The sequence below is a fragment of the Cellulosimicrobium sp. BMG9.23 genome (assembly GCF_059159985.1).
Genome location: NZ_JBZGBZ010000002.1, coordinates 227,098 through 239,792, shown reverse-complemented (window position 1 = coordinate 239,792; position 12,695 = coordinate 227,098). Strand labels below are relative to the sequence as shown.

Below are 12,695 nucleotides of genomic sequence, written 5' to 3'. Positions count from 1 at the left end.
GCTGCCGAACTGCGCTCGGGCTGCCGAACCGTCGCGGTGCACCCCTGTCGGTGCGCGCCGACGACGATCTCGCCATACTCAGGTGTGGCCAACCACCCGGAGACCTCAGAGACCGTCCAGTCCGCCGCCGAGCAGCGGAAGGACAGCAGGCCGTTGCGCTCGGCGGTGATCGTCAACCCGAACCGGGTCGAGGGGGTCGACGACCTCCGCCAGGAGATCGCCGACGCGCTCGCCGCGGCGGGCTGGCCCGAGCCCGCCTGGTTCGACACCACCGCCGAGGACCCGGGGACGGGCCAGGCGCGTCAGGCCGTCGAGGACGGCGCCGAGGTCGTGTTCGTCGCCGGCGGCGACGGCACGGTGCGCGCCTGTATCGAAGGGCTCGCGGGGACGGGCGCCGCGCTCGCGATCCTCCCGGGCGGCACCGGCAACCTGCTCGCGACGAACCTCGGGATCCCGACCGACTCGGTCGACGGCATCCGTCTCGCGCTCGACGGAGGGCGCCGGACGATCGACGTCGGCGCGGTCGACGGCCAGGTGTTCGCCGTCATGGCCGGGATGGGTCTCGACGCCGCGATGATGGACGACGCGCCCACCGCCCTCAAGGCGCGTGCCGGGTCGCTCGCCTACGTGTTCTCCGCCCTCAAGCACCTCGCCGACGACGAGATGCACCTCGAGGTGACGGTCGACGGCACGACCCGTCGCCGTCGTGCGCGGACCGTCGTGGTGGGGAACGTCGGCAGGCTCCAGGCCGGGACGAACCTCCTCCCCGACGCGGAGCCCGACAACGGTCAGCTCGAGGTCGCGATCATCGCGCCGCGCAACGTCAAGCACTGGGTCCAGCTGCTCTGGGGCGTCGTGCGCGGCAAGAGCCGGGTGCCGAGCCGCGAGGTCGTGCGCGGCCGGGAGATCTCCATCATCTCGGATCGGCCGCAGCCGCGACAGCTCGACGGCGACGTCATCGAGCCGTCCGAGCGGCTCGACCTGAGCGTCCGCCCGGACGCGCTCGTGGTGTGCGTCTACCAGCCCGAGGAGTCCGAGGATCTCGCCGCGGGCGGCCCGAAGAAGGGCTGACGCCGCGTTCCGGCAGGATGTCCCCATGAGCCATCCCGAGCCCCCACCTCCCGCGTCGCCGTACGGCGCGGGGTCCAGGCCGCACGACGGCGGGGCGTACCCTCCAGGCGCGTACGACGGCGGGGCGTACCCTCCAGGCGCGTACGACGGCGGGGCGTACCCGCCGGGCGCGTACGACGGCGTCCGCTCTCCGACCGGGCCGACCGGACCGTCCGCCCCGCCGCGCCGCTCGGGACTCGCGCTCGTGTCGTTCTGGGCAGGCGTCGCGACGGTGCTCGTCGGCGCCGTCTACACGCTCGCGCTGCCCGTCGTGATCCGGTCGATGAGCTTCACCTCGACGTCGTACGTCGCCCTCCAGGCCGGGCACGGCATCCTGTCCGTGGTCCTCGCGCTCGTCGCGGTGGTCACGGGGCTCGTCGTGCTCGTCCGGCGCGCGCCGGGGACGGGCTTCGCGGCCGCGGGCACGGCGCTCGGGGCGGCGGCGATCGTGAGCGTCGTGCTGGGTCTCCTCCAGGGCGTGATCCTGCGGACCTTCTGAACCGCTCCGACGCCGGCCGGCGCACACGACGACGTGAGGGTGCGAAGCGCCACGGTCGGGCGCACGGTGGGGCGATGAGCCCGTCCGGCGCAGCGACCACGCCACGCCGTCCCGGCGCGCAGGAGTGCGTCCCCGACGGCGCCGCCGACCTGCGCGTCGCCGCCGAGGCGGCGGGGCTCGGGGCGCGCGACGCGTGACGACCGCCGTCCCGGACGCCCCCGTCCGGCTCCCCGTCACGACCCAGCGGTGGGCGGCGCTGAGCTTCCTGCACTGGCCGGTCGACCCGATCGTCGTGCAGCGTGTGCTGCCCCGCGACCTGCGGGTGCAGACGTACGACGGCGCGACCTACGTCGGCCTCGTGCCGTTCCGCATGGAGGACGTGCGCCTCGGGCCGCTGCCCGCCGTCCCGGGCTGGTCGACGTTCGGCGAGCTCAACCTGCGCGTCTACGTGCGGGACGCCGCGGGCGGTGAGGGAGTGTGGTTCGACGCGCTCTGGTGCGAGCGCGCCGCGTTCGTCGCGGCGGCACGCGTCGCGGGGGTGCCGTACCACCGGTGCCGCGCGGCCGTGCCCGACGACGCGGGCGACGTCCGGCGGTACCGGTTCGCCGCGACGTCGCGCACCGCGCCCGTGCGGTTCGACGCCCAGGTGCGCGCGCACGAGGAGGTGGACGCGTCGTCGGGCCTGGTGCGGTGGCTCACCGCGCGCTGGGCCGCGTACGCGGTGCGCGCGGGGCGCACGTGGCGGATCCCCGTCGAGCACGAGCCGTGGACGCTGCGGCGCGGGAGCGTCGACCGTCTGGCGACCGACGCCCTCCGGCGCCTCGGCCTCGCGCTGCCGGCGGAGCCGCCGCTCGTCCATGTCGCCGCCCGGCCGGTCCACGCGCGCCTCGGGTTCCCGCGGCCCCTCTGACGGCGGTCACACCCCGGGCGTGACGATCCCGCGCTCGTACGTCCACACGACGAGCTGCACGCGGTCGCGCGCGCCGGTCTTCGTCATGATCCGGCTCAGGTGGGACTTCACGGTGCTCGGCTCGAGGAAGAGCGCCGTCGCGATCTCGGCGTTCGACGACCCGCGGCACAGCAGCGCGACGATGTCATGCTCGCGCGCGGTGAGCAGCCCGGCCGCGAGCTCGTCCCGGGTCGCGGGGGAGCGGCGGCGGGCGAACTCGTCGATGACGCGGCGCGTCAGCGACTGGTCGACGAGCCCGTCCCCGGACGCGACGCGCCGCACGGCCTCGACGAGCACGTCGGGCTCCGCGTCCTTGAGCAGGAACCCGCTCGCGCCGGCCTCGAGCGCGCCGAACACGTAGTCGTCGAGGTCGAACGTGCTGACGACGAGCACGGGCACGGGGTCGACGACGTCCGGCCCGGCGAGCGCGCGCGTCGCCGTGATCCCGTCGCCACCCGGCATGCGCACGTCCATGCACACGACGTCCGGCCGCTCGCGGCGGGCGACGCGCACGGCGTCCGCGCCGTTGGACGCCTCCCCGACCACCTCCAGGCCCTCGCTCTCGAGGATCACGGTGAAGCCGGCGCGCACGACGGCCTGGTCGTCGACGAGCACGACACGGGTCACGGGGTCTCCAAGGTGGTGGGGTCGCGAGCGAGCTCGGGAGCGAGGTCGGCAGCGGGTACGGCGGCTGACGCCGATGCGGAGGCGGGGCCCGTGGTCGTGGTGCGACGCGCGGGAGCGGCGCGCCGGTCCACCGGACCGGGCCGGGGGACGGTCAGGCGGACGCGCCACGCGCCGTCGGGCCGGAGCCCGGCGGACAGCGTGCCGCCGACCATCGTGGCGCGCTCCGTCATGCCGATGACGCCGTGCCCCGGTGGCCCGCCCGCCGGCGCGGGGGCGCTCGGGGGGAGCGCGTTGCGGACGGTGAGGACGAGCTCGGTCGGGCCGTACTCGCGGAGCACCTCGACGGGCCGGCCGGGGCCGTGCCGGCGCGCGTTCGACAGGGCCTCCTGGAGCACCCGGAACACGGTGAGCTGGGCGGTCGGCGACAGGTCCCACGGGTCGCCCCGCACCTCGTCGTGCACGACCGCGCCCGTCGAGCGCGCGTCGTCGAGCAGCGCGGGCAGGTCCGCGAGGGTCGGCTGCGGCGTGGGCTCGGCGGCACCGGACCCGCGCAGCAGGCCGACGACGAGGCGCAGGTTGTCGAGCGTCTCGCGGCCCTGCGCGCGGATGCGGCGCATCGACTCCTTCGCCCGTTCGGGGTCCGGGTCGACGAGGCGCTCCGCAGCAGCGGCCTGCACGACGATGCCGGACAGGTGGTGGGCGGCGACGTCGTGCAGCTCGCGCGCCATGCGCCCCCGCTCCTCGAGGACGGCGCTCGCGGCCAGGGCCTCGCGCTCGCGCTCTGCGCGGTGCACCCGGTCGCGCAGCTCGGCGAGCAGCGAGCGCCGCGTCGCCACGTACTCCCCGACGAGCGCCGCGACGAGGTAGGTCGCGAGCGCGTTGAGGAGCGCCCCCGACGCCTGTGCGGCATAGGCGGCGCCGCTCGTGCCCAGGTTTCCCACCCCGCCGAGCGCGAACAGGAGCAGCGCCTGCCCGACGGCGGCCACCGCCGCGGCGACGAGGCCCCGCCGGCGCGGCGCGTACGCGCCCGCGGAGTACGCGGCGACGAGCGTCGCCGGACCCTGGAACGAGACGTACGACGGCAGGATCGCGACGAGCGCGACCTGTCCGGCGACGGTGAGCGCGAGGCACACGACCGGGAACCGGCGTCGCACGACGAGACACGCGGCCTGCGCGACGATCACCGCCAGGACGGCGACGCGCTCGGCCGCCGTGACGACCACGACGTCCGGGCCCGCACCGAACACGGTCCCCGCCTCGGACGCGACGACCCGCTCGGTCCCGAGGAAGAGCGCGACGCTCACGAGCGCGACGACGCCGGCGAGGACGGCGTCGCGCCCGCCCTCGGTGCGCACGCCGAGAGCGGCGAGCCAGCGGCGCAGGGTCAGGGTCACGGACGTCTCCGGGGTCGGCGGGCGGGAGGGCGATGCGCTCACCCTAGGCGTCGTGCTGCGAGATCGGTCGCTCGGCGTGAGATCGGTCCGAGGAAGGACCGATGTCACGCCGACCGACCGATCTCGGTGAGCGAACGGCGGGTCACACGAGGTCGCGCCGCCGGAACGTCAATGCACCGCTGCCGAGCAGCACGGCGACCCACACGCACAGCCCCGCGAGCGCGGCGGCCACGCCGAACGGCGCGCTCCCGCCGAGGAGCTCGCCCGCGCCCTGCCCTGTCGTCGCGAGCGACGCGAGGCCGAGCGGGAGCCACGACGCGGCGGCGGACTGCCCGCCCGAGAGCAGCGTCACGACCGCCTGGACGATCGGCTCGACGAGCGCGAGCGCCCCGACGGCGACGACCGCCGCGACCTGGTGACGCACGAGCGTGCCGACCGCGAGCCCGAACCACGCGAGGAGCACGAGCACGACGAGGCCGCGGCCCCAGATGCCGAGGACCTCCGCGGGCGACAGCTCGAGGCGCGCGCCCGGCGTCGTCGCGATCGCGACGAGGAGACCGGCGGCGCTCACGACGGCGAGCGTGACGCCGACGACGAGCGCGACGGTCGCCGTCGCTCCCGCCTTGCCCGCGAGCACGCGGACCCGCGAGGGCTGCACGAGCGCCGTGGGGACGATGCCGCCGGTGCGGAAGTCCGTGGTCACGGCGAGGACGCCGAGCAGCAGCATGCAGACCGCGGTGATCCCGGTCGACCCGCCGCTGCCGCCACCGGTCGCGAGCACGTCGAGGACCGTCCGCTGGAACGCGGCCTGCGTCGGGTCGGCGAGCGACGAGAGGTCGGGGGCGAGGTCGGCGGGCAGGCCCGAGGCGGCCCCGTCCAGCGACCCGAGGCTCCCGAGGACGCGGGGGAGGGCGACGAGGAAGCCCTGGACGAGCAGCATCCCGGCGAGGGCGACCGCCCCGATCACCCACGCGGCGCGCGTGGTGCGGAGCTTGAGGATCTCGGCGCGGTACATCAGCGGACTCCTTCGGTCGTCGCGGTGAGGTCGAGGTAGTAGTCCTCGAGAGAGCGGTCGCTCACGAGGACGTCGAGCGGGCCGTCGGCGACGACGCGCCCCTGCCCGATCACGACGAGGTCGTCGGCGACCTGGCGCACCTCGGACAGCACGTGGCTCGCGAGCAGCACGGCACCGCCGTCGTCGGCGAACCCCCGCAGGAGGTCGCGCAGCCAGCGCATCCCCGCGGGATCGAGGCCGTTGGCCGGCTCGTCGAGCACGAGCACCTGCGGGTCGCCGAGCAGCGCGGCCGCGAGGCCGAGGCGCTGGCGCATCCCGAGCGAGTAGGTGCGCACCCGACGGTCGGCCGCGGGCGTCATGCCGACGAGCGCGAGCACCTCGTCGACGCGCCGCGCCGGGAGATGTCCGGCTGCGGCGAGCACGCGCAGGTGGTCGCGTCCCGTGCGGCCGGGGTGCAGACCCCCGGCGTCGAGGAGCGCGCCGACGGTGCGGGCCGGGTCGGGCAGGTCGTGGTAGGCGCGCCCGTGGACCGTCGCACTGCCGGCGGTCGCCGCCGCGAGTCCGAGCAGCACGTGCAGCGTCGTGGTCTTGCCGGCGCCGTTCGGCCCGAGGAGCCCGACGACGCGTCCCGGCTCGACCGCGAAGGTCACGTCGTGGACGGCGTCGAACGCGCCGAAGGACTTGCGCAACCCCGTGATCTGGACAGCAGTCACAGCGTCCCCTTCCGGTGGGCCGCACGGGCTCTCCGTGCGGTGACACCAGGCTCGCGGGGGCCGCCACGTGGCGTCTTGGGCCGCGTGGGGGAACCCGGCTTGCGACCTCCGGCGGACCCCGACGGGCTCGACGCCCGGCCGCCGGGTGGCCGTGCCGGCGTCGGCGCAGGTCACGGCGGCGGGCGTGACAGGGCGGGCGGGCATGGGGCAGTCTGGTGAACCCGACACGACCGCTCGGTGCGCTGCGTGCTGCACCGTCCGTCGGTCCCGACCGCGCTGGAAGGAGGCGAGGTGCACCGCCGTCCCGATCTGACCGACGAGTCCCGACCGGACTCCCCGGACCGCCCCGTCACCGGAGCGCCCGCCGCGAGCCACCGCGGAGCCGGTCGCGGGTCGCGCTCGACCCTGCCCTGGGGTGCGGTCGTCGCCGGCGCCGGTGCCGTGACGATCCTCGTCGCGGCGGCCGGTATGGTCGGCGCCGCGACCGGTGGGTCGCCGCCCGTCGTCGTCCCGGCGAGCGCGGCCGAGGACTGGGACGCCGGGGCGGACCCGGCGGTCGTGCCCCGCCCGGACGAGCCGCGTCCCGTCGTCACCCGGATCCCTCCTCCCGAGCCGGAGGACGAGCAACCGGCGCCGCGCCCGGCGCCGCGTCCGTCGTCGACCCCCGACCGGCCGGCCGAGACGCCCGCCGCACCGCCCGTCGTCGAACCGGCCCCGGCCCCGACCGGGAGCGCGTCACCGACCCCGGCCCCGACGCCCACGGCCACGCCCGCCCCCGGCCCCACCACGGAGCCCGACGCCCCCACGGCCACGTGGGTCCAGGAGCGCCTGCGAATCCACGGGATCGACGTCGAGGTCACCGGGACCCTGGACGACGCGACCGTCGTCGCGCTGCGCGACTTCCAGGAGGCGCACGGACTCACGGCCGACGGCCGGGTCGGTGCCGAGACGCGTGCGGCGCTCGCCGCCGCGCCGGAGGAGTCCGGCGGCGAGGCGACGAACCCGACCCCGCCGCCCACGACGGAGCCGACGGAGCCGACGACGCCCACCGAACCGACCTCGCCCGGCTCCACGACGAACAGCGAGGGCGCTGCGTCGTCGGTGCCGTCCGTGCAGTCGGAGCAGGTAGACCGCTCGGTGCCGACCGCAGCCAGCGTCGGGGCCGACTGACGGACGTCCTGTCGGTCGGCCCCGCCGCCGCGCGGGTCAGCCCGCGGTGCCTGTGGCTGCGGTGCCCGTGACCGCGGTGCCCGTGACCGCGGTGCCGTCGCGCTGGACGACGTACTCGACGACCTCGCCGCTCCAGAAGTGGAACGTGAGGGTCACGGGGGCCCCGTCGGTCACCTCGGCGAAGAACGCGGGCCGCAGGACGATCTCCTCGGCCGCCGCGTCCGGCGCGAACGCCACGTCGAACTCCTTGAACGCCGTCCACCCGTGCGGGCCGGCGTTCGTCCCGTCGGCGTAGCGCGCCTCCATCGTCGCGAGGCGGTCGCCGCGGAACTGCGTCGGGACGGCGAAGTCGTCCGTCGTGCCGGTCGCGTCGCCCAGGACGGGGACGTCGGCGCCGACCACTTCGATCCACCAGGGCAGCCCGCCCGCGTACTTCACGCGCAGGTCGGTCCGCGTGCCCAGGGTGCCGTCGCCCGCGAGGCGGTCGAGGAGCGCGGCCGAGAGGGTCAGGTCGTTCCCGACGAGCGTGTAGTCCCGTCCCTCCTTGAGCTTCCTCTTCCCGTCGTACAGGTCCCGGAAGCGCGTGCCGTTCGGCTCGAGCACGACCGTCTGCGCGGTCACCGCGCCCGCGCGGACGAACACCTGGTCCGTGGACGCCGTCCCGGAGCGCCGGTCCCAGCTCGTCGAGATGTGGCCGAAGAGCTCGGGGTCGCTCCACGTGAGCGCCGTCCGGTCGAGGTGCTGGCCGTTGTCCCACAGCATCGTCGTGATGCTCGTCGTCCGGGCCTGGTGGCCCAGCCGCTCGAAGAACTTGAGCTTCTCGCCCTGCTCGATCGTGCCGGTGTGCCGGTCGAAGCCGAGGAGCCCGTACTCGCCGAGGATCACCGGGATCCCCTGTGCGACGAACGTGTCGTGGACGCGCGCGAAGGTCCCGTCCATGTCGGCCCGGGCCACGTCGTCGAACCGCGTGCCGCCTGCGACGTTCACGCTGAACGGCCAGTAGCCGTAGTAGTGGAACGTCGCCGCGAGGTCCGGGTCGTCGAGCGCGTCGAACGTCTCGACGAGCGCGTCCAGACGGCCCTGGTCGGCGTTGGTGTGGAGCGTGGGCAGCACGAGCACGCGGTCCGCGTTGCGGCCGCCGGACGCGCGCACGACGTCGTGGAACACGGTGTTGAGCTCGTCGAGCAGCGCGTAGGCGGTCGCGTCGTCGACGCCCGCGAACTGCGGCTCGTTGATGCTCTCGAAGAGCACCGTGCGGGGCTGGTCGCGGAACCGCTCGGCGAGCTGCTCCCACGTCGCGCTGAACTGCGCGAGGACGGCGTCGTGGTCGGTGCCCATCTGGTGCGTCCACATCCACGAGTCGTGGTGGACGTCGAGGAGCACCGAGAGGTCCTCGTCGACCGCCCAGTCCACGACCTGCTCGACCCGGTCCAGCACGGCGGGGTCGATCGTGTAGTCCGGGGCGGGGCCCTGGTGCTGGCCCCACGTCACCGGGAGGCGGACGCTCTCGAAGCCCTGGTCCTCGACCTCGTCGAGGAGCTCGCGCGTGATGACGGGGTTGCCCCAGGCGGTCTCGTCCGTGCCGACGGCGTCGAGCGAGTTCCCGAGGTTCCAGCCGGGCTGCATCGCGGCGACGATCTGGTCCGCGGACGGCGTCGGGGCCGGTCGCTTCGTGCCGAGGTCCGCGGCGACGGCCCCGGAGATGCCGGTGCTCATGGCGGTGCTCGTCGTGGTGCCGGCGCTCGCGGTCGCGGGAGCCGCGAGGGACGCCGCGACTGCGACGGTCGCGGCGAGCGCCAGGAGGCGGGTGGGTCGGGATGGTGTCACGGGGATGCCCTTCGTCGCGCAGTCCGTCGCCCGTCGGGGTGCTCTCCGGCGAGCGGTCCGTCGGGGGCGGCGGATCCGTCGCCCCCGGTCTGGCACGCCTCGCCGCGGCTGTGCGGTCGAAGCGCTTCGATGGTCACCGTAGGGGACGACGTACCGTGGGGCAAGGGGCAGATCGGGCCGAGCGGGCGGACGGCTCGAACCGCTTCGCCCCGCCGGGCGCGCGTCGGAGCGCCGGTGGACCCCCGCGGAACCGTGACGGCCCCCCGACACCCGCTTTCCGGTCGGTAAGGTTCGCAGGACGGACGACGGATGGAGCAGGCGATGACGAGCGCGACGACCGGGACGGTCCGGGTAGGTGGCGGGCGCCGCCGGTTCGGTCCCGCGGACCCCGCACGCGGGTACGCGAAAGGGCGGGCCAAGCGCGAGCAGATCCTCCAGGCGGCGATCCAGCTCTTCGGCGAGGTCGGGTACCACTCGGCGTCGCTGCGCGAGCTCGCCTCCCGCGTCGGGATGTCGCACCCCGGGCTCCTGCACCACTTCCCGACGAAGGTGTCGCTGCTCGAGGCCGTGCTCGAGCACCGTGACGTCGTCGACCGGTCGGAGGTCGGGGAGGAGATCGAGGGGGGCACCGACTACGCCGACGCGCTCGTCGCACTGGTCGAGCGCAACAGCCTGCGCCGCCCCGTGGTCGAGCTGTTCACGGCCCTCGCGGCGGAGGCGACGTCGTCGGACCACCCCGCGCACGAGTACTTCGTCCGGCGGTACGCCACGACCGTCGCCGCCATCCGGGACGGGCTGCAGCGGTACGCCGACGCCGGGCGGTTGCGGGACGGCGTCGACGCCGCCGTCGCCGCCCGCCACGTCGTCGCCCTCATGGACGGGTTGCAGGTCCAGTGGCTGCTCTCGCTCGACAGCGACGAGGAGGGGCGGGTCGACATGGCTGCAGACCTCCGGGCGTACCTCCGGCTGATCCTCGCCGACTGAGGGCCACCGCCGGGGGCGGCTGGCTCTCAGCCGAGGAGATCCGCCGGCAGCGGCTCGTCGCTCGCGGCGAGGCACAGGCCGGTGCGGTCGCCGTCGCGCCACGACGCCTCGGTCGGTGCCCACACGACGCGCTCGACGTCCTCGGGCGCGGCGCCGCCGAGCGCCTCCGGACCGCACACGCGGGCGACGCGGCGCTCGACGGCGTCCTGCCCGGGCCAGACCTCGTCGGCGCCGAAGTCGGTGCGCGCGACGACCTGCGCGCGGTGCTCGTCCGCGCACGGGACCACGCGCACGCGCACGACCTGTCCGTCGGGCGGCAGCTCGTCGAGGCAGCTGCCGAGCACGAGCTGCCGGGCGTTCACGGTCGCGGGCTCGCTCACGTCGCCCGCGAGCGGGGTCCGCGCCTGCTCGCCCTGCCACCAGGCGAGCCCGCCGACGACCCACCCGAGCGTGACCGCCGCGCCGACGGCCATCCCGGTCAGCGCGAGCCCGCGCCCGCGCGTCCGGTGCGCGCGGACCCGGGACAGCGCGGCGCCGCCCAGGCCGATCCCGACGGGACCGAGGAGGAGCCCCGCCGGCACGCTCGCCACGGCCAGCGGTTCTGTGCGCGGGGGAGGCGGCGCCCACCCGGGCGCGTAGTACGTCTCGGCCGCGAAGCCGTTCGCCGTCGTCGGACGGTTCGCCGCGTCGCCGCGCGCGGCGACGCTGTCGCCGGAGGGCGAGGGCGAGGGCGAGGGCGGGGGCAGGGGCACCGGTCCGGCAGAGGGCGCGGGCGCGCCGGCCGGCGGCGCGTCCGGCGACCCTCCCGAGGGCCCGGGCGTCGGCGGGTGGTGCGGCCGGCCGTCGGGCGGCGCGAAGAGGTCGTCGCCCACGGTCAGACCCCGTCCGAGGCGATGCCGACGAGCAGGAGCCCCAGGACGACCGTGCCGACCGCGCCGACGGCGATCCCCGCGATCGCGAAACCCTTGCCGCGCTTGCCGTCACGCATCACCTGGTTCAGCGCGACGATCCCCAGGACGAGCCCGACGACGCCCGTGAGGCCGAGGCACAGGAAGAGGCTCGCGACGGAGACCACCATCGACGCGACCGCGAGCCCGTTCGTCGGCGTCACGAGGCCGTACGGCTGTCCGTACGCGCCCGGATACGCCGGGCCGTACGCCGGGCCGTAGCCCGGCGGGGGATAGCCGGGCGGCGGATAGCCCGGCGGGGGGTAGCCCGCCGCCGGGTCGCCCGACCCGGGGTACGGCGTCGTGCCGGGTGGCGTCCCGTACGGCGCCGAGGAGCCCGGACCGTACGGCGAGGCCGGTCCCGAGGACGTGGCCAGCGCTCCCGACGGCGGAGCGAACCCGTCGGCACCGGCGCCAGGAGCGGCGCCGCCGGCCGGCGGCGCTGCCGGGGTGACAGCGTCGTCCTCGGAGGGGAGGTCGTACGGCGACCAGGGCTGCTGCTGCGGGCGACGGGGCGCGTACGGGTCCGGGGTGTCGTCCGGGGAGCCGTACGGCGGGACGGGCGGCGTCGTCATGGTCACACCGTAAGTCGTCCGGGCGGTGGGCCGCGGTGGGCGCCCACAGGGCTGTGGAGAGGTCGCGGGTCAGTCGGCGAGGTCGACGACGACGGGGACGTGGTCGGACGCGCCCTTGCCCTTGCGCTCGTCCCGGTCGATCACGACGCCGGTCGCGCGGGCGCGCGCCGCGGGCGACAGGTAGGCGAAGTCGATCCTCATGCCCTCGTTCCGGGGGAAGCGCAGGCGCTGGTAGTCCCAGTAGGTGTAGGTGCGCTCCGCGGGGATCGCCTCGCGCGTGACCTCGGTATACCCCGCGGCGCCGAACGCCGCGAACGCGTCGCGCTCCGCGGGCGTCACGTGCGTCTTGCCCGCGAACTTCGCGACGTCCCAGACGTCCGTGTCGAGCGGCGCGACGTTCCAGTCGCCGACTAGGGCGACCTGCGCCGAGGGGTCGTCCGCCAGCCAGCCCGCGGCCCGGTCGCGCAGCTCGTCGAGCCAGCGCAGCTTGTACGCGTAGTGCGGGTCGCCGACCTCGCGCCCGTGCGGCACGTACAGGCTCCACACGCGCACGCCCCCGCACGTCGCGCCGAGCGCGCGCGCCTCGACCCGGGCCGGGTCCCCGAAGGCGGGCTGACCGGGGAAGGACGTCTCGACGTCGTCCAGGCCGACGCGCGAGACGACCGCGACCCCGTTCCACTGGTTCACGCCGACGTGCGCCACCTCGTACCCGGCGTCCTCGAACGGACCGGCCGGGAACTGCACGTCGGTGCACTTGGTCTCCTGGAGCGCCAGGACGTCCGTGCCCGACCTCTCGAGGAACGCGACCGCCCGGTCGACGCGGGCACGGATCGAGTTGATGTTCCAGGTCGCGAGGCGCACGAGGACCAGCCTAGGCGCGCAGGG

General features: G+C 75.7%; 14 protein-coding genes. 6 read left to right on the top strand and 8 right to left on the bottom strand.

Features of this window, described 5'->3' with window-relative positions; translation table 11 throughout:
• The first annotated feature begins 84 nt into the window (after positions 1-84).
• From AC4H2G_RS03185 to AC4H2G_RS03170, 4 genes are all read left to right on the top strand, one after another.
• Positions 85-1,071, top strand: coding sequence for a diacylglycerol/lipid kinase family protein (locus tag AC4H2G_RS03185; protein ID WP_494364307.1), 987 nt, complete (start codon positions 85-87; stop codon positions 1,069-1,071).
• 25 nt (positions 1,072-1,096) lie between these two features.
• Positions 1,097-1,609, top strand: a complete 513-nt coding sequence (locus tag AC4H2G_RS03180; RefSeq protein ID WP_494364306.1) for a hypothetical protein — start codon at positions 1,097-1,099, stop codon at positions 1,607-1,609.
• 74 nt (positions 1,610-1,683) lie between these two features.
• Positions 1,684-1,806, top strand: a complete 123-nt coding sequence (locus AC4H2G_RS03175) for a hypothetical protein (protein ID WP_494364305.1) — start codon at positions 1,684-1,686, stop codon at positions 1,804-1,806.
• Positions 1,803-2,519, top strand: coding sequence for a YqjF family protein (locus AC4H2G_RS03170; RefSeq protein WP_494364304.1), 717 nt, complete (start codon positions 1,803-1,805; stop codon positions 2,517-2,519). Before AC4H2G_RS03175 ends, AC4H2G_RS03170 begins: the two co-directional genes overlap by 4 nt.
• A 6-nt stretch (positions 2,520-2,525) precedes the next feature.
• On the opposite strand, the gene AC4H2G_RS03165 is transcribed toward AC4H2G_RS03170, so the two are convergent.
• The 4 genes from AC4H2G_RS03165 to AC4H2G_RS03150 form a co-directional block, all read right to left on the bottom strand.
• The gene (locus tag AC4H2G_RS03165; RefSeq protein WP_494364303.1) at positions 2,526-3,185 is read right to left on the bottom strand and encodes a response regulator; all 660 of its coding nucleotides are present in this window, start codon (positions 3,183-3,185) and stop codon (positions 2,526-2,528) included.
• The gene (locus tag AC4H2G_RS03160; RefSeq protein WP_494364302.1) at positions 3,182-4,579 is read right to left on the bottom strand and encodes a sensor histidine kinase; all 1,398 of its coding nucleotides are present in this window, start codon (positions 4,577-4,579) and stop codon (positions 3,182-3,184) included. The genes AC4H2G_RS03165 and AC4H2G_RS03160 overlap by 4 nt, the downstream gene beginning before the upstream one ends.
• A gap of 142 nt (positions 4,580-4,721) precedes the next feature.
• Positions 4,722-5,594, bottom strand: a complete 873-nt coding sequence (locus tag AC4H2G_RS03155) for a hypothetical protein (RefSeq protein WP_494364301.1) — start codon at positions 5,592-5,594, stop codon at positions 4,722-4,724.
• A complete protein-coding gene (locus tag AC4H2G_RS03150; RefSeq protein WP_494364300.1) occupies positions 5,594-6,307 on the bottom strand; it encodes an ABC transporter ATP-binding protein in 714 nt (237 codons plus the stop codon). Before AC4H2G_RS03150 ends, AC4H2G_RS03155 begins: the two co-directional genes overlap by 1 nt.
• Before the next feature lie 291 nt (positions 6,308-6,598).
• Between AC4H2G_RS03150 and AC4H2G_RS03145 the strand changes: the two genes are divergently transcribed.
• Positions 6,599-7,477, top strand: coding sequence for a peptidoglycan-binding domain-containing protein (locus AC4H2G_RS03145; protein WP_494364299.1), 879 nt, complete (start codon positions 6,599-6,601; stop codon positions 7,475-7,477).
• A gap of 36 nt (positions 7,478-7,513) precedes the next feature.
• On the opposite strand, the gene AC4H2G_RS03140 is transcribed toward AC4H2G_RS03145, so the two are convergent.
• Positions 7,514-9,304, bottom strand: coding sequence for a cellulase family glycosylhydrolase (locus tag AC4H2G_RS03140; RefSeq protein WP_494364298.1), 1,791 nt, complete (start codon positions 9,302-9,304; stop codon positions 7,514-7,516).
• A 321-nt stretch (positions 9,305-9,625) separates the two neighbouring features.
• Here AC4H2G_RS03140 and AC4H2G_RS03135 point away from each other — a divergent pair, with 321 nt between their 5' ends.
• Entirely contained in the window at positions 9,626-10,288 is a 663-nt protein-coding gene (locus tag AC4H2G_RS03135) for a TetR/AcrR family transcriptional regulator (protein ID WP_494364297.1), read from the top strand.
• 26 nt (positions 10,289-10,314) lie between these two features.
• Here the strand turns inward: AC4H2G_RS03135 and AC4H2G_RS03130 are convergent, their stop codons facing one another.
• The 3 genes from AC4H2G_RS03130 to AC4H2G_RS03120 all read right to left on the bottom strand — a co-directional run bounded on the left by AC4H2G_RS03130 (position 10,315) and on the right by AC4H2G_RS03120 (position 12,671).
• Positions 10,315-11,160 (bottom strand): DUF4190 domain-containing protein, encoded by an 846-nt coding sequence (locus tag AC4H2G_RS03130; RefSeq protein WP_494364296.1) that lies wholly within the window; start codon positions 11,158-11,160, stop codon positions 10,315-10,317.
• Between the two features lie 2 nt (positions 11,161-11,162).
• Positions 11,163-11,810 carry a DUF4190 domain-containing protein gene (locus AC4H2G_RS03125; RefSeq protein WP_494364295.1) on the bottom strand — a complete coding sequence of 216 codons (648 nt, stop codon included), beginning with the start codon at positions 11,808-11,810 and terminating at the stop codon, positions 11,163-11,165.
• Positions 11,811-11,879: 69 nt separating this feature from the next.
• On the bottom strand, positions 11,880-12,671 hold the full coding sequence (locus AC4H2G_RS03120; RefSeq protein WP_494364294.1) for an exodeoxyribonuclease III: 792 nt from the start codon (positions 12,669-12,671) through the stop codon (positions 11,880-11,882).
• Positions 12,672-12,695: the final 24 nt, after the last annotated feature.

Coding starts and splice junctions, on each gene's coding strand:
- AC4H2G_RS03155 (WP_494364301.1), bottom strand. CDS start 5,594: ATGTACCGCGCCGAGATCCTCAAGCTCCGCACCACGCGCGCCGCGTGG.
- AC4H2G_RS03175 (WP_494364305.1), top strand. CDS start 1,684: ATGAGCCCGTCCGGCGCAGCGACCACGCCACGCCGTCCCGGCGCGCAG.
- AC4H2G_RS03180 (WP_494364306.1), top strand. CDS start 1,097: ATGAGCCATCCCGAGCCCCCACCTCCCGCGTCGCCGTACGGCGCGGGG.
- AC4H2G_RS03135 (WP_494364297.1), top strand. CDS start 9,626: ATGACGAGCGCGACGACCGGGACGGTCCGGGTAGGTGGCGGGCGCCGC.
- AC4H2G_RS03125 (WP_494364295.1), bottom strand. CDS start 11,810: ATGACGACGCCGCCCGTCCCGCCGTACGGCTCCCCGGACGACACCCCG.